Genomic DNA, 18343 nt, shown 5'->3' with positions numbered 1-18343 from the left:
TGCCGCCGCCGGAGGACACCCCATGCGCAACTCTCACTGCTTCAGACGCCGCGGCATGGCCGTGGCGGCCGCCGCCGCCCTGCCGCTCGCCCTCACCGCCGCGGGACCGGCCACCGCCCGGGGCTCGGGCATCTCCGTGAGCACGACCGGCTCCACCGTGTCCGTGGTGACCAGCGCCTGCACCCAGATCAACGGCAGCTGGGGCACGGCGGCACTGCTCAACAGCAGCCAGGCGAACTTCGCCCAGGGCCGCCAGGTGGCGCTCTCGGGGACCGGCGTCAGCCAGTCCGCCGCGTGGTCGAACGTCACTCCGGGCACCTACACCGTCGTCGTGATGTGCGCGAACAACACCACCGCCGGCACCCAGTCGGTGATCGTCTCCGCACCCGTCGTGCCCACCGTCCGGCCCACGCCGTCGTCCTCGCCCTCACGTGGGGTGATGGGCGGCCTCGGCGGCGCGGCCCGGGACTACGGCCCGGTCACGATGGGCGTGGGCGCGGCTCTGGTGGGCGGCGGTGTCATCGGGGCGGCGTGGTTCCTGCGCCGCCGCTCGAAGCCGCATCGCCTGTGACCGACGCGTCCTCTGCCGTCGGCACACCGTCCGAGACCGACGCGTCCTCCGTGATCGACGCGTCCTTGGTGATCGAGGTGCCGTCCACGGCCGAGGTGTCGTCCGCGCCCGGATCACCGGCCTCGTCGAGGGCCTCGAACTCCTCCAGCGCGTGCGTGAGCCAGCGCGTCCAGAAGGTCTCCAGATCGATCCCCGCCCGCAGCACGAGGTGCCGCAGCCGGTCCTGAGGCCCGTCCTTGCCGGGCGGGAAGTCGCGCTGCTCGATCTCCAGGTACTCCGCCAACTGCCGCTCGTGCAGCTCCAGATGGCGCCGCAGGTCGTCCTCCAGGCCGGCGGTGCCCACCACGGCCGCGGCGCGCAGCCGCAGCAGCATGACATCGCGCATCGGCCTCAGGTCCTGCGCCGCGGCCGTCCAGCGCTGCAACTCGGCGCGGCCCGCGGGCAGGACCTCGTAGGCCTTCTTCTGCCCGCGGGCCGGCTGTTCGCTCGGCAGCGCGCGGATGTAACCCTCGGACTCCAGGCGTCCCAGCTCGCGGTAGATCTGCTGGTGTGTCGCGGACCAGAAGTAGCCGATCGACCTGTCGAAGCGGCGGGTCAGCTCCAGCCCGGAGGACGGCTTCTCCAGCAGGGCGGTGAGGATCGCGTGCGGCAGGGACATGGGGCCATCCTAGGGACGCGGCGGGCGCCTACAGGGCTGCGGCGACCTCCGTGCCCTGCTTGATGGCACGCTTGGCGTCCAGTTCGGCGGCGACGTCGGCGCCGCCGATCAGGTGCGCCTTGCGGCCCGCCGCCACCAGCGCGTCGTACAGGTCGCGGCGCGGCTCCTGGCCGGTGCACAGCACGATGGTGTCGACCTCGAGGACGCGGCTCTCGCCGTCGACGCTCAGGTGCAGCCCGGCGTCGTCGATCCGGTCGTAGGCCACGCCCGGCACCATGGTGACGCCGCGGTGCTTGAGCTCGGTGCGGTGGATCCAGCCGGTGGTCTTGCCGAGGCCGGCGCCGACCTTGCTGGTCTTGCGCTGGAGCAGGTGGACCTGGCGGGGCGGCGCCGGCCGCTCGGGCGCGGCGAGGCCGCCGGGGGCCCGGTAGTCCAGGTCGACGCCCCAGTGGCGGAAGTACGTCCCCGGGTCCTCGCTCGCCCGGTCACCGCTGTCGGTGAGGTACTCGGCGACGTCGAAGCCGATGCCGCCCGCGCCGAGGATCGCGACGCGGTCGCCGACGGACGCGCCGCCCTGGAGCACGTCGAGGTAGCCGACGACGCGGGGGTGGTCCACGCCGGGGATGTCCGGGGTGCGCGGGGTGACACCGGTGGCGACGACGACCTCGTCGTAGTCCGCGAGGTCGTCGGCGCCGGCCCAGGTGCCGAGGCGTACGTCCACGCCGTGGGCGTCGAGCTGGTGGCGGAAGTAGCGCAGCGTCTCGTCGAACTCCTGCTTGCCGGGGACCTTGCGGGCCACGTTGAGCTGGCCGCCGATCTCCTCGGCGGCGTCGAAGAGGGTGACGGTGTGGCCGCGTTCGGCGGCGGAGACCGCGCAGGCCAGGCCGGCGGGGCCGGCGCCGACGACCGCGACGCGCTTGGTCAGCCGGGTCGGGGCCAGCACCAGCTCGGTCTCGTGGCAGGCGCGCGGGTTGACCAGGCAGGAGGTGATCAGTCCGCTGAAGGTGTGGTCGAGGCAGGCCTGGTTGCAGCCGATGCAGGTGTTGATGGCCGCGGAGCGGTCCTCGGCGGCCTTCTTGACGAACTCCGGGTCGGCGAGCATCGGCCGGGCCATCGAGACCATGTCGGCGACACCGTCGGCGAGCAACTGCTCGGCGAGTTCGGGGGTGTTGATGCGGTTGGTGGTGATGAGCGGGATCGCCACCTCACCCATGAGCTTCTTGGTGACGAAGGTGTAGGCGCCGCGCGGCACGGAGGTGGCGATGGTGGGGATGCGGGCCTCGTGCCAGCCGATGCCGGTGTTGATGATCGTGGCGCCGGCCGTCTCGACGGCCTTGGCGAGGGTGATCACCTCGTCGAGGGTGGAGCCGCCGGGGACGAGGTCCAGCATGGAGAGCCGGTAGATGACGATGAAGTCCTCACCGACGGCCTCGCGCACCCGGCGCACGATCTCGACCGGGAAGCGCATCCGGTTCTCGTACGAGCCGCCCCAGCGGTCCGTGCGGTGGTTGGTCTGCGCGGCGATGAACTCGTTGATGAGGTAGCCCTCGGAGCCCATGATCTCCACGCCGTCGTAGCCGGCCTGCTGTGCCAGGCGAGCCGTGCGCGCGTAGTCGTCGATGGTGCGCTCGATGTCGGCGTCGGTCAGCTCGCGGGGCGGGAACGGGCTGATGGGGGCCTGGACCGGGCTCGGGGCGACCAGGTCGCGGTGGTAGGCGTAGCGGCCGAAGTGCAGGATCTGCAGGGCGATCTTCCCGCCCTCGCGGTGCACGGCCTCCGTGACCTGCCGGTGCTGCTCGGCCTCGGCGTCGGTGGTGAGCTTGGCGCCTCCCTCGTACGGCCGCCCCTCGTCGTTGGGGGCGATACCGCCGGTGACGATCAGGCCCACTCCGCCGCGGGCGCGCTCGGCGTAGAAGGCCGCCATGCGCTCGAAGCCCCGCTCGGCCTCCTCCAGGCCGACGTGCATCGAGCCCATCAGGACGCGGTTGGGCAGCGTGGTGAAACCCAGGTCGAGCGGGCTCAGCAGGTGCGGGTAACGGCTCATCGGGCCCTCCGTGCGCGGTGTCTTGCGCACTGTTCTAGAGGACCCGGGAGCCTTTATGCAACTAGTTGCACAACGAGGTGGCCGGTATCACCCGCCGGTCGACGCCGGCCGGCCGTCACCCGGCTGCATCACCTGCTCTCCAGACGCAGGTGCATCTCCCGCTCCTGATCGCCCGAGGCGTGGCTCAGGTCCTGCACGCTGAACAGGCCGTCCAGCGTCTTGCGGAAGCGGTCGATGGCCCAGTAGCCGCCCTGGACGTCCGCCGTGACGCTGCCGCGCAGCGGGGCGGGGTGCACGGCCTTCTCGGCCCCCTCATGCGCGTCGTCGACGTCGAAGGTGCCGAGCCACACCATCGGACGGACCTCCGACAACTGCTGCGGCACGTCCTCGTGGCACCGGTCGGACTCGAAGTAACCGCAGAGCGCGTCGAAGACGATCCGCGCGTCCTCCTTGCTGCAGTCACTGATCTCCAGCGAGACCGAGTGGGGGTGCGCCTTTTCGTTGTCCATGTGCTGGTGCATGCACTGCTCCTTCCAAGACCGCGCTGCGGCAGTGCGGGTTCCCCGCGATGCCGCTCCCCCACACCCAAGAAAAGCACCGGCCGCCGGTGCGGGCCACCAAAGGGCCCCCGGCGGCCGGGGCGGACCCGCGGGCTCAGCTCCGCACGAGGCGGTAGGTCTTGCTGTCGGTCAGGACGCAGAAGCCGGGTGAGACGACGATGACGCGCAGAGTGCCGGTGCGCCGGTCGTAGTCGACGCCCTCAGCCTCGAAGCCGCCGGAGCAGGCGCTGCGCAGCGGCAACTGGCGCAGGGCGCTGACCTGGCCGTTCACGTCGGCGGTGCCGTTCGGCGCGGCGGACAGGTCGATCTGCAGCAGCGGCTTGGTCACGCCGAACAGAGTGCCGTCGGGGTCGTCGGAGGCGCACAGCAGCCGGGTGGAGGTGACGAAGTCGCAGCCCTGGACGTCACGGACGGCGCGGTCGAGGTGGACGGTCGCGGCCTGGGGCAGGTTCGCCGACGGCGAGGTGGCCCGGTTGACGCCGGGCGTGGGCAGGACGAGCAGCCGGGTCATCGTGCCCCACTCGCCGGTGAGCATCCATTGCCCGTCCGGGCTGATCGCCACCCAGGAGTTGTTCAGGGCCTCGCCCGGGCTCAGCGTGTGGACGTACTCCGACCAGCCGCCGCCCGGCGCCTGCACCCGGAACATCTTCGCGTTGCCGGAGTCCCGCTGATACGGCTCGACGTAGTGGCCGTCGTAGGAGGCGTCGGGGTCGCCCACGTGGTTCCAGCCGCGGCTGGAGACGCTCAGCGGGATGGTGCCGATGCCGGTGTAGCGGTTGGGGCTGCCGGCCGGGACCTCGATCGAGGCCAGGCCCTGGCTCTCGGTGAGCGGGTCGGCGCGGTCGGAGCCGACCTCGTTCCAGGTGTCCGCGGCCGTGGCGTGCGGGGCGCCGCACAACACGAAGGCGAGGGCCGCCAGGCCGGTCAGGGCGGTGCGACAGCGTTGCCGGACGGTGCGTGGGGGCATGGGCCGACTCCTCGGTCAGGGGGTGGTCGCGCACAGTCTGGCGGCGCCCGATGGTCATGTACAGACCAATAACGTGAACGGATTCCGTCGGCCCGGCGACGCCGCTCCCCCGGGTGGCCGCGCCGCGCCCGCCGCGCCCGCCGGGACGTTTCCGGTCGTGTTGGGGGATGGTGGAGGTGGGGGCGAAGGCGTAGGAGAAAGGGTTGTGCGCGGTACAACATGGGGAGTCGGCACGGGGGAACGCGTGCCGCACGGACGGGCGGAGGCGGTACCTGGATGACGTCAGCCAGATCTCCCGTGACCGACGGCGACCAGCCGCCGGGCGGCCCTGTGCGGCCCAGCGGGCTCCTCGACGTCCTGAACGTCGCCTCCGTGGTCCTGGACACGCAGGGGCGGGTGGTGCTGTGGAGCCCACAGGCCGAGGAGCTGTTCGGGTACTCCGCGCAGGAGGCGCTCGGCCGGTACGCGGCGCACATCATGGTGCACGAGAAGCACCTCGACCTCGTCGTGAAGCTGTTCGCGGACGTCATGGAGACCGGGCAGAGCTGGGCCGGCGCCTTCCCCGTCCGGCGCAAGGACGGCACCACGCGCCTGGTCGAGTTCCGCAACATGCGCCTGCTGGACGACCGGGGCGACGTGTACGCGCTCGGGCTGTGCGCCGACCGGTCCACCGTGCGCCGCCTGGAGCGGGACGTGGCGCTGTCGACGCGCATGGTCACCCAGTCGCCGATCGGCCTCGCCGTGCTGGACGTCGACCTGCGGTTCGTGTCCGTCAATCCGGCCCTGGAACGCATCAACGGCCTGCCCGCCGAGGAGCACCTGGGCCGCCGGCTGCGCGACGTGCTGCCGGACCTGGACGCGGACGCGCTGGAGTCGGCGGCGCGCCGGGTGCTGGCGACGGGACTGCCGGTGGTGGACCAGGCCATCGTGGGCCGCACCCCGGCCGACCCGCGCGAGGACCACGCCTGGACGCTCTCGCTGTACCGGCTGGAGGACGCCGTCGGCAACGTGCTCGGCGTGGCCGCCTCCGTCGTGGACATCACCGACCAGTACCAGGCGAGCGTGGAGGCGGAGGCCGCCCGGCGCAGGCTGGCCGTGATCGCCGACGCCTCCGCCCGGATCGGTACGACGCTGGAGCTGGAGCGCACCGCGCACGAACTGGCCGACGTGGCCGTGCCGGAACTCGCCGACATCGCCGCCGTGGACCTCCTGGAGGCGGTCGTGGAGGGCCGGCGCAGCAGCCTGGGCCCGGCCGAGGCGGCGGTGATCCGCGCGCTCGCCGTGCAGGCGCGGGACGCCCCGGAGGCGCTGCGCGCGGCCGACCCGCCCGGACAGATCGCCCGGTACGGCCCGGACCGGCTGGTCACCGAGTGCGTGCGCACCGGCCGGCCGGTCATGATGGCGCACGTGCGGCCGGAGAACCTGCCGCGCATCGCCCGCTCCGCCGAGGCCGCCGAACTGCTGGAGGCCGCCGGCGTGCACTCCTATCTCGCCGTGCCGCTCATCGCGCGCGGCGAGGTGCTCGGCGCGCTCGACCTCAAGCGCACCCGCAACCCGCTCCCCTTCAGCCGGGACGACCTGCTGCTGGCCCGCGAGCTGGCGGCCCGCGCCGCCGTGCAGATCGACAACGCCCGCTGGTACCAGAACGCCCGCAACACCGCCCTGACCCTGCAGCGCAGCCTGCTGCCCAGCCATCCGCGGCTCACCGGCGGCCTGGAGGTCGCCTCCCGCTACCAGCCGGCGGGCGCCACGACCGAGGTCGGCGGCGACTGGTTCGACGTGATCCCGCTGGAGGACGGCAAGACGGCGCTGGTGGTGGGCGACGTGATGGGCAGCGGCATCAATGCCGCCGCCACGATGGGCCGGCTGCGCACCGCGACCAACACCCTCGCCTCCCTGGACCTCGATCCCGCGCTGCTCCTGGAGCACCTCGACAAGATCACCTCCGGCCTCGACGAGGCCATCGCGACCTGTGTGTACGCCGTGCACGACCCGCGGCTCGGCCAGTGCCGGATCGCCAACGCCGGGCACCTGCCACCGGCCCGGGTGCGCGCCGGGCGGGCGCCCGAGCTGCTCGACCTGCCGACCGGCGCGCCGCTCGGCGTGGGCGGGGTCGCCTTCTCCACCACGACCGTCGAGGTGTGCCCCGGCGACCAGCTGGTGTTCTACACCGATGGTCTGGTGGAGACCCGCCGGCACTCACTCGACGAGCGCCTCGCCATGCTGCTCACCCTGCTGGACGGCCCGGAACGGCCTCTGGAGGAGGTCTGCGACCTACTGCTGCGCACGCTGCACCACCCCGACAACCACGACGACGTGGCCCTGCTCATCGCACGGGTCCGGCAGGAGGGGTGATTCACAGGAAGCCGTTACCCCGTCCTTACCGGGCCCCTCGGACAATCACAGGAAGGGGGCCATGACGCCGGCCGAGGAGAGTGAACGCGATGCAGGAACCGGACCTGGAGGGCACGCGGGAGCATGAGCGGGCGCGGAAGCCGTGGCGCCGCCGTTCGGCGCGCGGCCGTACGGTGATCGCGGCCACCGCCGTCGCCGTACTGGCACTCGGCGGGACGGTGGCCTACGCCGCCACGTCGGGTGATTCTCCTTCGCCGCCCGGGGCCTCCGCGTCGTCGTCCCCGTCGCCGGGCGGACCGGACGGGCGGCACGAGCGGGGCGGCCCCTGGTTCGGCTTCGGTGCGGCCGTGCACGGCGAGGCCACCGTGAAGGATCCCGACACCGGCAAGTGGGTGGTGCGGATCTGGCAGCGCGGCACCGTCGAGACGGTCTCCGGTGAGCGGGTCACGGTCAAGAGCGAGGACGGTGCGTCCTGGACGTGGACCGTGGGCTCGGACGCCACCGTCCGCGGCGGCACACCGAAGAAGGGCGACACGGTCCTCCTGGTCGGCACCCGGGGCGACGACGGCACGCGCACGGCGATCCGCGCCCTGACCGGCGACTTCGCCGACCGGGGTCCGGGCCACCACCGTGACGGCTTCCGCCACCACCGCTGGGACGACGAGCCGTCGCCGAGCGCGCCCGGGAGCGGGGCCACGACCTGACGCCGGCCGGCCCGGAAGAGGCGACTGCCCGACAGGGCCGCCGTCGCCCGTGAGGTGGCCCTGTCCCGCTCAGTCCGCCGCGCGCGTCCCGACGACCACGTGGGCGTAGCCCGCCTCCGCGACCGCCAGCCGCGGGACAAGTCCGGCCCGGGTGAACGCCTCGACAGCCGCGGGCGCCTGGTGCTCACTCGTCTCCACCAGCAGGCAGCCGCCGGGGGCCAGCCACCGCGGCGCTCCCTCGGCCACGCGCCGCAGCACGTCCAGCCCGTCCGCTCCACCGTCGAGCGCGGTCAGCGGCTCGTGGTCGCGGGCCTCCGCGGGCAGCAGCCCGACTTCCGCCGTGGGGACGTACGGCACGTTGGCGGCGAGGATGCCGACGCGGCCGCGCAGGCGGTCCGGCAGCGCCGCGAACAGGTCGCCGCAGTGGACCTGGCCGCCGTACGGGGCGACGTTGCGCCCGGCACAGCGCACCGCGGCCGGGTCGATGTCGGCGGCGTGCAGTTCGACGCCGTGCAGCGCGGCGGCCAGGGCCGCGCCGACCGCGCCGGAGCCGCAGCACAGGTCCACCACGACCGACGCGTGCGGGAGTTGGGCGAGCGCCTGGTCGACGAGGAACTCGGTGCGCCGGCGCGGGACGAACACGCCCGGCTCGACGGTGACGCGCAGGCCGTGGAACTCGGCCCAGCCGAGGACGAGTTCGAGTGGGAGCCCCGCGACGCGGCGCTCCACCATGGCGGCGGCATCGTCGTCGTCGCGGGCGGTGTCCAGGATCAGCCGCGCCTCGTCCTCGGCGAAGACGCAGCCGGCGGCGCGCAGTCGGGCGACGACGGAAGGGAAGGGAACGGAGGTGGAGGGTGTGGGCATGGAAGCCGAGGGCCTTTCGGTAGCCGAAGGGCGCTCCCTTGGGTCACCTGCCGCCGGCGGTCCGCGCGCGGCGAGGGGAGAGCACCCGACCTGTCCTTGCGGTGATGGGTCCCACCTCCCTCGATGACGCACGGCTGGGGCGGTCCGCAGCCGGACCGCCACCCTACCCCAGCGCCGCCCTCCCGGTGATCACACCCCGACGGTCTCCTCGACCTCTTCCTCCGCCGCCGCTTCCTCCGCCGCCGCTTCCCCGGGCTGCGGCGCGGGGGCGGTCACGGGTGCCTTGGCGCGCTCGTACAGGGCGGCCACTCCGGTCACCGCGAGACCGGCCAGCAGCCAGGCCGCCAGCGTCCACAGGGTGCGGCCGAGGCCGTCATGGCCGAAGTACAGCAGGCTGCGGGTGCCCTCGACGAAGCCGGCGCCGTTCCAGAAGGCGTGCAGGGCGCCGAAGAAGCCGTTCTGCAGCTCGGGCCTGAACAACCCGCCGGAGCTGGTGAAGTTGAGCATCACGAACAGCACCATCATGGCGAGCGTGGTCCACCGCTTGAGGAACGTGTGCAGACCGACGCCGATGAACAGGATGCCCGCGGAGTACAGCCACGCCATGCCGAAGATCCCGGCGAGGTCGTGGTGGGCGAGGTGGAAGAGCGGCCCGGCGAGCAGCGTGCCGATGCCGCCGACGACGGCCGAGACGCCGAGCGCCAGCAGGGCGCGTACCCGCAGCGCCAGCGCGCCGCCGGCGGCGCCGATCGCGGCGACGGAGGCGTAGGAGCCGATGGAGACGGCGATGAGCAGGAAGAACAGGCCCTGTCCTGTGGGGTCGTCGGAGACCGGCCGGGCCACGTCGGTGACCTTCAGCGGGGCGCCCTGCTTCTCGGCGACCGGGGTGAAGACCTTCTCGACGGCGGTGGCGCCCATGTCGGAGGAGGCGGTGGCGACGACCAGTTCGGGGTTCTTCGCGCCCGGCACGTAGGCGCCGGTGATGTCGCGGTGGATCAGCAGGTCGACGGCTGCGTCCCGGGTGGCGACCGTGCGGACGTCGAGCTTGTCGCCGGCGGCGTCCTTGACCGACTGGGCGAGCACCTTCGCCTCGGGTCCGGAGCCGACGACGGCGACCGGGAGGTGGTTCGGCTCCGGGGTGACGAACGCCCCCATGTACGCGAGCCCCATGCCCAGGCACATCAGCAGCGGGGTGATCAGGTGCGTGAGCACATGGCGCACGGCGGGCGACCTCATCGCTCACTCCTCCAATGGTTGGCTTATACAACTCTTTCTACAAGTTGTACTATACAACCAGAACCCCGGAGGAGGGCAAGTGAACGCAGCCGATGCCGTCGAGACCATCCAGCGCGAGATGACGATCTTCGCGCGCCGCGCCCGCGCGTCGGCCGGGCGCATGCACCCGGAGCTGTCGCTGGTCTCCTACACGCTGCTCGGGCACCTGGAGGAGAGCGGCGGCTGCCGTGCCACCGACCTGGCGGCGCACTACGCCCTGGACAAGTCCACGGTCAGCCGCCAGGTCGCGGCGCTTGAACGGGCCGGCCTCATCGAGCGGAGGCTGGACCCGGAGGACCACCGCGTCCAGGTCCTGCACCTGACCGAGGCCGGCCGCAGCATCCTCGCCCAGGTCACGGACAGCCGTCGGGCCGCCTTCCGTGAGCGTCTGGCCCACTGGCCCGAGGACGACCTGGCCCGCTTCGCCGACTACCTCGTGCGCTACAACGCCTGGACGCCTGCCCAGGAGGAGGAAGCCTGAGGGAACTCAAGCCCTACGCCACCGGCACGACCCGCCCCTCCCCCAGCGTCTGCGGCACCCGCGCCTCCAGGAACGCGGTACGGCGGCGCAGCCGGAAGCCCAGGGACTCGTACAACCGGATGGCGTTCGTGTTCTGCGCGCCGGTGTGCAGGAACGGGATCTCCCCACGCGCCCGGATGCCGTGCGCGACGGCGCGGACCAGCCGCGCGGCCAGGCCCTGACCGCGGAAGGCCGGGTCGGTGCAGACCGCGCTGATCTCGGTCCAGCCCGGCGGGTGCAGCCGCTCCCCCGCCATGGCGACGAGCGCGCCGCCCCGCCGGATGCCCAGATAGGTGCCGAGTTCGATGGTCCGGGGCAGGAAGGGGCCGGGGCGGGTGCGCGCCACCAGGTCGAGCATCTCGGGGACGTCGGCGGGGGTCAGCCGTACCGCCTCCGGGTCGGGTGCGGCGGCCACGCCGTCGTCCACCAGCTGGACGCCCTCGACGTGGAAGCTGATCTCCCAGTCGTCCGGGACCGGGCCGGCGTAGCCGGCCAGCGGCACCCCGCCGCCGGGGCCGGCGAGCGCGGCGACGTCCGCCCAGTCCCGCTCGTCCGGGTCGTCGGGCAGGGCCAGCCACGGCGACACGTCGAGCGGGTAGCGCAGCACCCGGCCGCGCCGCTCGGCGAAGGGGGCGTGCGGGCCGGTCAGCGAGGCGAGGGCAGGGTTGTCGAGGACGTGCGGGGCGCTCATCCGGCCACCTCGATCACCGTCTTGCCGCGGGCGTGGCCCTCCTCGACGACGCGCAGCGCCTCACCGGCCCGCTCCAGCGGGAACGTGGCGGTGACGAGCGGGTCCAGGTCGCCGCCCGCCACCAGCTCGGCCACCGCCTCGAGTACGGCGTTGTCGCGCACCCGGGCCACGCGGGAGCCGCCGAGCCGCTCGGCCTGGTCCGGGGGCGCTGCGGCCGTGACGAGCCGGGCGGTGCCGGTGCGCAGACTCGCCGCCTCGGCGAACACCTCACCGCCGACGAGGTCGTAGATCCCGTCGATGCCGTCGGGCGCCGCCGCGCGTGCCCGTTCGCTCCAGCCCGGGCCCGAGGGCACGTGGACCGCCCCGAGCGACTCGACGAGATCCTTCTTGCCCTCGCCGGCCACTCCCACCGCCCTCAGCCCGAAGGCGCGGGCGATCTGCACCGCCGCCACGCCGACCCCGCCGCCCGCGCCGGTGACCAGCACGGTCGCGCCGGGTGCCAGGCCGAGCTGCCGTACCCCGTCATAGGCGGTCGCCGCGGCCACGGGCAGGGTGGCCGCGGCGGTGAAGGTCACCCCGGCCGGCTTGCGGGCGATCAGCTCCACCGACAGCAGCGCGTAATGCGACCAGCCGCCGACGACCGGACGGCCGAAGACCTCGTCGCCGGCCGCGAAGCCGCCGACGCCCGGCCCGGTCTCCTCGACCACGCCCGCCACCTCGCTGCCGAAGTACGCGGGGAAGTCCCGCTCGCCGCTCTCGCCGGGGCGCCGGTAGCCGTTGCGCAGCTTGTAGTCCACCGGGTTCACGCCGGCCGCCCGCACCGCGATCAGCACCTGACCCGGTCCGGGCCGGGGGCGGTCCACGTCGACGAGCGCCTCGGTCTCCGGGCCGCCGTACCGGGTGAAGACGTACGCCTTGGGCATGGGCTCCTCACTCTCCTTCGCTGTTCACCGGCGGCAAGCGATGGACGCGGGGGCGTATTCCCCGGCCTGCGGGATGTTCATACGGCCGCAACGATCGGCGGGAACGGCGGGAGCGAAGCACCCTCCGCGACCCCTTACGGTTGAATCATGAACGTCACCCGAGGCTTCACCGGACGCCCCCGCGTCCAGGACCCGGGCCTGCCGCCGGGTCAGTACGACGCGGGCGACGACTGGCCCGTGCTGTCCGCCGAGGTCACCCCGGACATCACGCCGGAGCAGTGGACCTTCCGGATCGACGGCCTGGTCGCGCACCCCCGCAGCTGGGACTGGGCGCAGACACAGGACCTGCCCGAGTCCGCGTACGAGGGCGCCATCCACTGCGTCACCGGCTGGTCGAGGTTCGGGACGCGGTTCTCGGGGGTGTCCCTGGACGTCTTCCTGGCAGAGGTGGGCCCGCACGCCTCCGCCACGCACGTCGTCGCGTACTCCCACACCGGCTACACCACGAACCTGCCGCTCGCCGACCTGACCGGCGGCCGGGCATGGATCGCGTTCGCCCACGACGGCCGCCCGCTGCCCGCCGAGCACGGCGGCCCGGCGCGGCTGCTGGTGCCGCACCTGTACTTCTGGAAGAGCGCCAAGTGGATCGCGGGCCTGCGCCTGCTCGACCACGACCAGCCGGGCTTCTGGGAGAAGAACGGCTACCACCCGCGCGGCAACCCCTGGCAGGAGCAGCGGTACTCCGGTGACTGAGACCTTCACTCCTCCGACACGCTTCGCGGTGCCCGGCCGGATCGCCGTGAACGAGCAGACGGCCTCCGCGTGGCAGACCGCGACCCTCACCGGGATCCGCCGCGAGACCGCGCGTGCCGCCACGTTCCGGCTGGCGGTGCCCGGCTGGCCGGGGCATCTGCCCGGCCAGCACCTGATGCTGCGGCTCACCGCGCCTGACGGCTACGTCGCCCAGCGGCACTACTCGATCGCCTCCGCGCCGGATGCGACCGGGCACATCGAGCTGACCCTGGACCACGTCGAGGGCGGCGAGGTGTCCGGCTGGTTCCACACCGTGGCCCGGCCCGGCGACACCGTCGAGGTGCGCGGCCCGGTCAGCGGCTTCTTCGCCTGGCCCGGCGACCGCCCGGCGCTGCTGATCGGCGCGGGCTCCGGCGTGGTACCGCTGATGTCGATGGTGCGCCACCACCGGGCGCGCGGGCTGACGCAGCCGGTGCGGCTGCTGGTGTCGGCGCGCAGCCCGGAGGACCTGATCTACGCGCGCGAGTACGGCCCCGAGACCACCCTCGTGTTCACCCGGCGCGCCCCCGCCGGTGTGCCGGTGGGACGGCTGCACGCCGGGCAGGTCGCACCGCTCGTGGCGAAGGCGCCGCCGGGCGGCTGGGAGGCGTACGTGTGCGGTTCGAACGCCTTCGCCGAGCACGCCTCACGGCTGCTGGTGGCGGCCGGTCAGCCGGTGGACCGGATCCGGATCGAACGCTTCGGCTGATCGCGGGCCGCAGGGTCCGCTGCGCCCGGGACTTCCCGTTTGCGCGGATCCGGTGAAGGATGTCTGCTGGACGGGGTACGAGATCCATGTGGGCACTCGCACGCGTGACGGCGAGGAGGTCGACATGCGAACCCGGGTGCGCAACTGGCGCTGGCGGCGCAATCCGCTGCGGCGCCGGTGCGACGTGGTGGAAGCGTGGACGGCGCTGGTCGTCGCGGCGCTCCTGCTCGTCGGCGCGCCGCTGGCCGGGGTACTGACCGGCTGGTGGGCACACGGCGAGGCACGAGCGGTCGCGGCGCAGCAGCGCGCGGACCGGCACGAGGTGCACGCCAGGGTCGTGGGCAGGACGCCGGACACGCCGCCGAGCGTGGACGGCGGCACCGGGCACACCACCCCGGTGGCGGTGCGCTGGAGCGATGCGCGCGGCGCCACGCACACGGCGACGGCCCGGGTCCCGGCGGGCACGCACACCGGCGACGCGGTCGACGTCTGGTTCGACGCCCACGGCCACAACGTTGCCGCACCTCCCACCGAGTCCGCCGTCTGGCAGCACACCCTGTCCATGGGGGTCGCCGCCACGGGCGGCACGGTCGCCGTCGTGCTCCTCGTGCACGGTGTGGTGCGCCGGGTGTCCCTGCGCCACCGGCTGGACGAGTGGGACCGGGACTGGGCGTTCACGGAACCCCTGTGGACGCGGCGACGCCCGGCGTGACGGCGGGCCGCCGTCCCCGACCCGCCTCGGCCGCATACCGAAAGCACCCCTAGAAAGCGCTGTCATCTCCCCGTACGGTGTGATCGCTCCGCAAGCCCACACACCCTGAGGCGGTCCCGTATGGCCCTGTTCGACCTGCCCCTCGACGAACTGCGCGACTACCGCAGCGCGTCCACCGAACCCGAGGACTTCGACGCGTTCTGGTCGAAGACCCTTCAGCAGGCGCGGGCGCACGACCTCGACGCCCGCTTCGAGCCGGTCGAGACGGGCCTGTCCACCGTCGAGGTGTACGACGCGACCTTCGCCGGGTACGGCGGCCACCCGGTCAAGGGCTGGCTCGTACTGCCCGCCGGAGCCGGCGAGCCGCTCCCCCTGGTCGTGGAGTTCGTCGGCTACGGCGGCGGGCGCGGCCTGCCGCACGAGCACCTGCTGTGGGCCTCAAGCGGCCGGGCGCACTTCGTGATGGACACGCGCGGACAGGGCAGCGCCTGGGGCGGTGGGGGCGGCACCGCCGACCCGGTGGGCGGCGCCCCGGCCTACCCCGGGTTCATGACCCGCGGCATCGACGCCCCGGAGCACTACTACTACCGCCGGGTGTTCACCGACGCCGTACGGGCCGTCGAGGCGGCCCGCTCCCATCCGCTCACCGACGCCTCGCGCACCGTGGCGCTCGGCGCCAGCCAGGGCGGCGGCATCGCCCTCGCCGTCGGCGGTCTGGTGCCCGACCTGGTGGCCGTGGCCCCGGACGTGCCGTTCCTGTGCGACTTCCCGCGCGCGACGATCATCACCGACCGCCACCCCTACCGGGAGATCGCCCTCTACCTCAAGACGCACCGCGGCCGCACCGAGGAGGCGCTGCGCACGCTGTCGTACTTCGACGGCGTGCACTTCGCCGCCCGCGGCCGGGCGCCCGCCCTGTTCTCGGCGGCGCTGGAGGACCAGACCTGCCCGCCGTCCACGGTGTTCGCCGCCTTCCACGCCTGGGCCCACGACGACAAGGCCATCGAGGTCTACGAGTTCAACGACCACGAGGGGGGCGGCCCCTACCAGGACGCGGCCCGGCTGCGCTGGCTGCGCTCCTACGCCTGACCCCTTCCTTCCGGTCCGACCAGTCGGTACGTTCTGGGTGCCCGGCGCCGCGCCCGCACGGCCCGGGCTCACGGCAGACCCCGATCCGAGGAGGGCCCATGTCCCACGTCGAGGCAGAGGTGCACGGCCACTGCGACTCCCGGTTCACGGCGGTGCGCGAGGCCTTCGAGGACAACTTCCGGCAGCGGGGCGAACTCGGCGCCGCGGTGGCCGTCACGGTCGGCGGCCGGACCGTGGTGGACCTGTGGGGCGGCTGGGCGGACGCGGGGCGCACCCGGCCGTGGGAGCGCGACACGGTGGTGAACGTGTGGTCCACGACGAAGGGCCCGGTCGCTCTCGTCGCCCACGTCCTGGCCGACAGGGGGCTGCTCGACCTGGACACGCCGGTGGCCGCGTACTGGCCCGAGTTCGCGGCGGCCGGCAAGGAGAAGGTGCTGGTACGGCATCTGCTGTCGCACCGGGCGGGCCTCGCGGGGCTGCGCGAGCCGCACTCCTTCGAGGAGCTGTGCGACTGGGACCTGACGACCCGTCGGCTCGCCGCGACCGAGCCCTGGTGGGAGCCGGGGACGGTGTCCGGGTACCACGCGCTGACGTACGGCTTCCTGGTCGGCGAGGTCGTGCGCCGGGTGACGGGGCTGCTGCCGGGGGCTTTCCTGCGGCAGGAGGTGACCGGCCCGCTGGGCATCGACTTCACCATCGGCCTGCCTGAAGCCGAGGCGCACAGGGCGGCCGAACTGGTCCACGCGCCGGCCCCGGAGAGCGGCGAACGGGCCGCCGCCTTCGCCCAGTTGGCGCCCGCGGCGCTGGCCGCGCTGACCAATCCGCCGGTGGGCGCGACGCAGGCCAACTCGGCGCGCTGGCGGGCCGCCGAGATCCCGGCCGCGAACGGACACGGCACCGCGCGGGCGGTCGCCTCGCTGTACGGCGTCTTCGCCGGGCGGGGCGCGTTCGACGGCCGCCGGCTGCTGTCCGCAGAGGCGGCCGAGCGGGTGCGCGAGGGCCAGGGCGCCTGCCGCGATCTGGTGCTCGGAGCCGGCTTCGCACACGAGACAGAGGTCGGGCTCGGCCTGTGGCTCAGCGGGCCGAACGGCTCCTACGGTCCGGATCCGAAGGCTTTCGGACACGACGGCTTCGGCGGCTCGTGCGGACTCGCGGACCCGGACGCGGGGGTCTCGCTGGGCTACGTGATGAACCGCATGGGCCCGCACATCGCCGACGACACACGCAAGAGGGCGCTGGTCGGCGCCCTGTACGACGCGCTGTGACGGCCGGTGCGGGGGTCTCGTTTCGGCCGAACCGGCAGTCCCTGCTTCCCTGCTGGTGTAGACCAATGGTAATCCTGGTGGCGACTGAGCGCGAACGACACGTACGTCACCCACAGGAGGGCGCGGCATGGCCCGCACCACCCCGCTCGACCACCCGCACACCGCCGACGCGGACGAGCCGCTCTACCAGCGCGTCGCGGCACTTCTGCTGTCCGAACTGACCGGCGGGACCGTCCCGCCGGGCGAACGGCTGCCCAGCGAACGGTACTTGGCCGCGTACTACGGCGTCAGCCGCGAGACCGTGCGGCAGGCGCTGGAAGTGCTGCGCGACCGTGGCCTGGTCGCCACCGACCGGCGCGGCAGCCACGCCACCCTGCCCGGGCCGGCCCCGCGTCCCGCCCAGGCGCTGACCTTCCCGGTCGGCGCCGACGGCGCGGACCGGGGAGGACCGACCCGGGCCACGGTGGCCTGGCAGCCGCCCCCGCCGCAGCACGCCGAGGCGCTCGGCCTCGCCCCGCACCGGCCGACCCTGGTGCACCGCTACGACTCCACCACGGCCGACGGACGCGGCCGCCGTACGGCCGTGACGTCCTTCTCGGCGGTGGCGCTGAACGAGGTCGAGGAGCTCGCGCGGTACCGCGACCGCGCCGACGGCACCGCCTCGGCGGAGCTGCGCCGGGTCTACGACTGGATGCGCCGCGCCGGACTGACCCTGCACCACCGTGACTCCATCGTCCGCCCCGACGACGGCCCGTCGATGCGCGTGACGCGGTACGTGCACGACCAGTACGCCCGCCCGCTGGAGATCACCGACCTGGTCGTGGACGCCCAGCAGGAGGCGCTGGTCTACGAGTTCACGCTGCCGGCCGCCGGCTGAGTCCCGTACGACGGCCGGGACCCGTGGAGTCGGGTCCCGGCCGCTCTCACGCCACGGTCAGCGGACCGGGGTGAGGGTCAGGGTCTGCTCGGCGGCGGTGCGGGAGCCACCGACCGGGCTGCCGCCGGTGTCCGTCCAGCCGCGCGGCGGTGTGGTCTCGGCGAGCCGGCCGCGCGTCGCGGACAGGCCGATGACCAGCCCGCTGTAGCGGTTGACGAGCCGGTAGCTCCCGGTGGGGGTCCCGTCGGCGGTGCGACCCGGCACGACGAACCACTGCTGTCCCACGGTGGGCCCACCCGTCCCGGCCCGGGTCACTGTGGGCTTCGCGCCCCAGGCCCGGCCGGAGGTGGCGCTGGAGTCGACGCCGAGAAACCGGCCCGTGGCGGCGTTGGCGACGCGGTAGGAGCCGTCGCCATCGGCAGTGAAGATCCACGCCTCACGGCGGGAGCCGGTCGGGGCGGCCAGGGACGTCGTGGTGGCGCCCGCGGCCTGGGCGAGGACGCGCCCGTCACCGTTGGTGATCCGGTAACCGGCGCCGCTGCGCACCGGCGCGGCCGGGGTGGCGGCGCCGATGGTGATGTCGACGTACTCGCCGTAGGAGTCGTTCGAGCAGCCGAAGGAGCAGTAGGAGCGGAAGGACTTGCCGACGATCTGGCTGCTGGTGCGGTTGGCGGGGTCGAGGAACCAGCGGTACCAGGAGGCGTTGGTGTGGCTGCCGGTGTCGCCGATCAGCCGCCACTTCTGGGAGGCGAGGTCGTCGGTGGCGT

18 protein-coding genes and 1 pseudogene are annotated in these 18343 nt (G+C 73.6%); 10 read left to right on the top strand and 9 right to left on the bottom strand.

Annotated elements, in window-relative coordinates; all coding sequences use genetic code 11:
* The first annotated feature begins 22 nt into the window (after positions 1–22).
* Complete coding sequence (locus ACZ67Q_RS33805; protein WP_471189995.1) at positions 23–571, top strand: hypothetical protein; 549 nt, start codon at positions 23–25, stop codon at positions 569–571.
* A gap of 127 nt (positions 572–698) precedes the next feature.
* On the opposite strand, the pseudogene ACZ67Q_RS33800 reads toward ACZ67Q_RS33805, so the two are convergent.
* The 4 genes and pseudogenes from ACZ67Q_RS33800 to ACZ67Q_RS33785 all read right to left on the bottom strand — a co-directional run.
* Positions 699–1229: pseudogene (locus ACZ67Q_RS33800) on the bottom strand (PadR family transcriptional regulator); the annotation flags it as partial.
* A 28-nt stretch (positions 1230–1257) separates the two neighbouring features.
* Positions 1258–3273: an FAD-dependent oxidoreductase gene (locus tag ACZ67Q_RS33795; RefSeq protein WP_471189993.1), complete on the bottom strand. Its 2016-nt coding sequence runs from the start codon at positions 3271–3273 to the stop codon at positions 1258–1260.
* A gap of 128 nt (positions 3274–3401) precedes the next feature.
* Complete coding sequence (locus tag ACZ67Q_RS33790) at positions 3402–3782, bottom strand: hypothetical protein (protein WP_471190208.1); 381 nt, start codon at positions 3780–3782, stop codon at positions 3402–3404.
* 145 nt (positions 3783–3927) lie between these two features.
* Positions 3928–4800, bottom strand: coding sequence for a hypothetical protein (locus tag ACZ67Q_RS33785; protein WP_471189991.1), 873 nt, complete (start codon positions 4798–4800; stop codon positions 3928–3930).
* Positions 4801–5076: 276 nt separating this feature from the next.
* Here ACZ67Q_RS33785 and ACZ67Q_RS33780 point away from each other — a divergent pair, with 276 nt between their 5' ends.
* Positions 5077–7155 carry a SpoIIE family protein phosphatase gene (locus ACZ67Q_RS33780; protein WP_471189989.1) on the top strand — a complete coding sequence of 693 codons (2079 nt, stop codon included), beginning with the start codon at positions 5077–5079 and terminating at the stop codon, positions 7153–7155.
* An 89-nt stretch (positions 7156–7244) separates the two neighbouring features.
* Complete coding sequence (locus ACZ67Q_RS33775) at positions 7245–7859, top strand: hypothetical protein (protein WP_471189987.1); 615 nt, start codon at positions 7245–7247, stop codon at positions 7857–7859.
* A 69-nt stretch (positions 7860–7928) separates the two neighbouring features.
* Here ACZ67Q_RS33775 and ACZ67Q_RS33770 read toward each other — a convergent pair whose 3' ends face one another.
* Positions 7929–8723: a putative protein N(5)-glutamine methyltransferase gene (locus ACZ67Q_RS33770; RefSeq protein ID WP_471189985.1), complete on the bottom strand. Its 795-nt coding sequence runs from the start codon at positions 8721–8723 to the stop codon at positions 7929–7931.
* 189 nt (positions 8724–8912) lie between these two features.
* Positions 8913–9959, bottom strand: a complete 1047-nt coding sequence (locus ACZ67Q_RS33765) for an ABC-2 transporter permease (RefSeq protein WP_471189983.1) — start codon at positions 9957–9959, stop codon at positions 8913–8915.
* A gap of 79 nt (positions 9960–10038) precedes the next feature.
* On the opposite strand from ACZ67Q_RS33765, the gene ACZ67Q_RS33760 reads away from it, so the two are divergent.
* A complete protein-coding gene (locus ACZ67Q_RS33760; RefSeq protein WP_471189981.1) occupies positions 10039–10479 on the top strand; it encodes a MarR family winged helix-turn-helix transcriptional regulator in 441 nt (146 codons plus the stop codon).
* A 13-nt stretch (positions 10480–10492) separates the two neighbouring features.
* Here ACZ67Q_RS33760 and ACZ67Q_RS33755 read toward each other — a convergent pair whose 3' ends face one another.
* Positions 10493–11209 (bottom strand): GNAT family N-acetyltransferase, encoded by a 717-nt coding sequence (locus tag ACZ67Q_RS33755; RefSeq protein WP_471189979.1) that lies wholly within the window; start codon positions 11207–11209, stop codon positions 10493–10495.
* Positions 11206–12132, bottom strand: a complete 927-nt coding sequence (locus ACZ67Q_RS33750) for an NADP-dependent oxidoreductase (protein ID WP_471189977.1) — start codon at positions 12130–12132, stop codon at positions 11206–11208. The genes ACZ67Q_RS33755 and ACZ67Q_RS33750 overlap by 4 nt, the downstream gene beginning before the upstream one ends.
* A gap of 147 nt (positions 12133–12279) precedes the next feature.
* Here ACZ67Q_RS33750 and ACZ67Q_RS33745 point away from each other — a divergent pair, with 147 nt between their 5' ends.
* From ACZ67Q_RS33745 to ACZ67Q_RS33720, 6 genes are all read left to right on the top strand, one after another.
* The gene (locus tag ACZ67Q_RS33745; protein ID WP_471189975.1) at positions 12280–12885 is read left to right on the top strand and encodes a sulfite oxidase-like oxidoreductase; all 606 of its coding nucleotides are present in this window, start codon (positions 12280–12282) and stop codon (positions 12883–12885) included.
* The gene (locus tag ACZ67Q_RS33740) at positions 12878–13633 is read left to right on the top strand and encodes a ferredoxin reductase (protein ID WP_471189974.1); all 756 of its coding nucleotides are present in this window, start codon (positions 12878–12880) and stop codon (positions 13631–13633) included. Before ACZ67Q_RS33745 ends, ACZ67Q_RS33740 begins: the two co-directional genes overlap by 8 nt.
* Positions 13634–13757: 124 nt before the next feature.
* A complete protein-coding gene (locus ACZ67Q_RS33735) occupies positions 13758–14345 on the top strand; it encodes an Rv1733c family protein (protein ID WP_471189972.1) in 588 nt (195 codons plus the stop codon).
* Positions 14346–14465: 120 nt separating this feature from the next.
* The gene (locus ACZ67Q_RS33730; RefSeq protein WP_471189970.1) at positions 14466–15434 is read left to right on the top strand and encodes an acetylxylan esterase; all 969 of its coding nucleotides are present in this window, start codon (positions 14466–14468) and stop codon (positions 15432–15434) included.
* Positions 15435–15532: 98 nt separating this feature from the next.
* Entirely contained in the window at positions 15533–16699 is a 1167-nt protein-coding gene (locus tag ACZ67Q_RS33725) for a serine hydrolase domain-containing protein (RefSeq protein WP_471189968.1), read from the top strand.
* Between the two features lie 127 nt (positions 16700–16826).
* Complete coding sequence (locus ACZ67Q_RS33720; protein ID WP_471189966.1) at positions 16827–17576, top strand: GntR family transcriptional regulator; 750 nt, start codon at positions 16827–16829, stop codon at positions 17574–17576.
* A 57-nt stretch (positions 17577–17633) separates the two neighbouring features.
* Here ACZ67Q_RS33720 and ACZ67Q_RS33715 read toward each other — a convergent pair.
* Positions 17634–18343 (bottom strand): RICIN domain-containing protein (locus ACZ67Q_RS33715; RefSeq protein ID WP_471189964.1); only part of this gene is annotated, 710 nt, incomplete at its 5' end.

It is taken from the genome of Streptomyces sp. NPDC036813 (assembly GCF_055609245.1).
The sequence above is the reverse complement of the archived record's forward strand: the minus strand, read 5'-3'. Positions and strand labels throughout refer to the sequence as shown.

What these genes read in the sequence shown, in the direction of transcription:
- ACZ67Q_RS33725 (WP_471189968.1), top strand. Translation starts at nt 15,533, where the DNA reads ATGTCCCACGTCGAGGCAGAGGTGCACGGCCACTGCGACTCCCGGTTC.
- ACZ67Q_RS33750 (WP_471189977.1), bottom strand. Translation starts at nt 12,132, where the DNA reads ATGCCCAAGGCGTACGTCTTCACCCGGTACGGCGGCCCGGAGACCGAG.
- ACZ67Q_RS33805 (WP_471189995.1), top strand. Translation starts at nt 23, where the DNA reads ATGCGCAACTCTCACTGCTTCAGACGCCGCGGCATGGCCGTGGCGGCC.
- ACZ67Q_RS33795 (WP_471189993.1), bottom strand. Translation starts at nt 3,273, where the DNA reads ATGAGCCGTTACCCGCACCTGCTGAGCCCGCTCGACCTGGGTTTCACC.
- ACZ67Q_RS33735 (WP_471189972.1), top strand. Translation starts at nt 13,758, where the DNA reads ATGCGAACCCGGGTGCGCAACTGGCGCTGGCGGCGCAATCCGCTGCGG.
- ACZ67Q_RS33755 (WP_471189979.1), bottom strand. Translation starts at nt 11,209, where the DNA reads ATGAGCGCCCCGCACGTCCTCGACAACCCTGCCCTCGCCTCGCTGACC.
- ACZ67Q_RS33720 (WP_471189966.1), top strand. Translation starts at nt 16,827, where the DNA reads ATGGCCCGCACCACCCCGCTCGACCACCCGCACACCGCCGACGCGGAC.
- ACZ67Q_RS33770 (WP_471189985.1), bottom strand. Translation starts at nt 8,723, where the DNA reads ATGCCCACACCCTCCACCTCCGTTCCCTTCCCTTCCGTCGTCGCCCGA.
- ACZ67Q_RS33745 (WP_471189975.1), top strand. Translation starts at nt 12,280, where the DNA reads ATGAACGTCACCCGAGGCTTCACCGGACGCCCCCGCGTCCAGGACCCG.
- ACZ67Q_RS33790 (WP_471190208.1), bottom strand. Translation starts at nt 3,782, where the DNA reads ATGGACAACGAAAAGGCGCACCCCCACTCGGTCTCGCTGGAGATCAGT.
- ACZ67Q_RS33785 (WP_471189991.1), bottom strand. Translation starts at nt 4,800, where the DNA reads ATGCCCCCACGCACCGTCCGGCAACGCTGTCGCACCGCCCTGACCGGC.
- ACZ67Q_RS33775 (WP_471189987.1), top strand. Translation starts at nt 7,245, where the DNA reads ATGCAGGAACCGGACCTGGAGGGCACGCGGGAGCATGAGCGGGCGCGG.
- ACZ67Q_RS33780 (WP_471189989.1), top strand. Translation starts at nt 5,077, where the DNA reads ATGACGTCAGCCAGATCTCCCGTGACCGACGGCGACCAGCCGCCGGGC.
- ACZ67Q_RS33730 (WP_471189970.1), top strand. Translation starts at nt 14,466, where the DNA reads ATGGCCCTGTTCGACCTGCCCCTCGACGAACTGCGCGACTACCGCAGC.
- ACZ67Q_RS33765 (WP_471189983.1), bottom strand. Translation starts at nt 9,959, where the DNA reads ATGAGGTCGCCCGCCGTGCGCCATGTGCTCACGCACCTGATCACCCCG.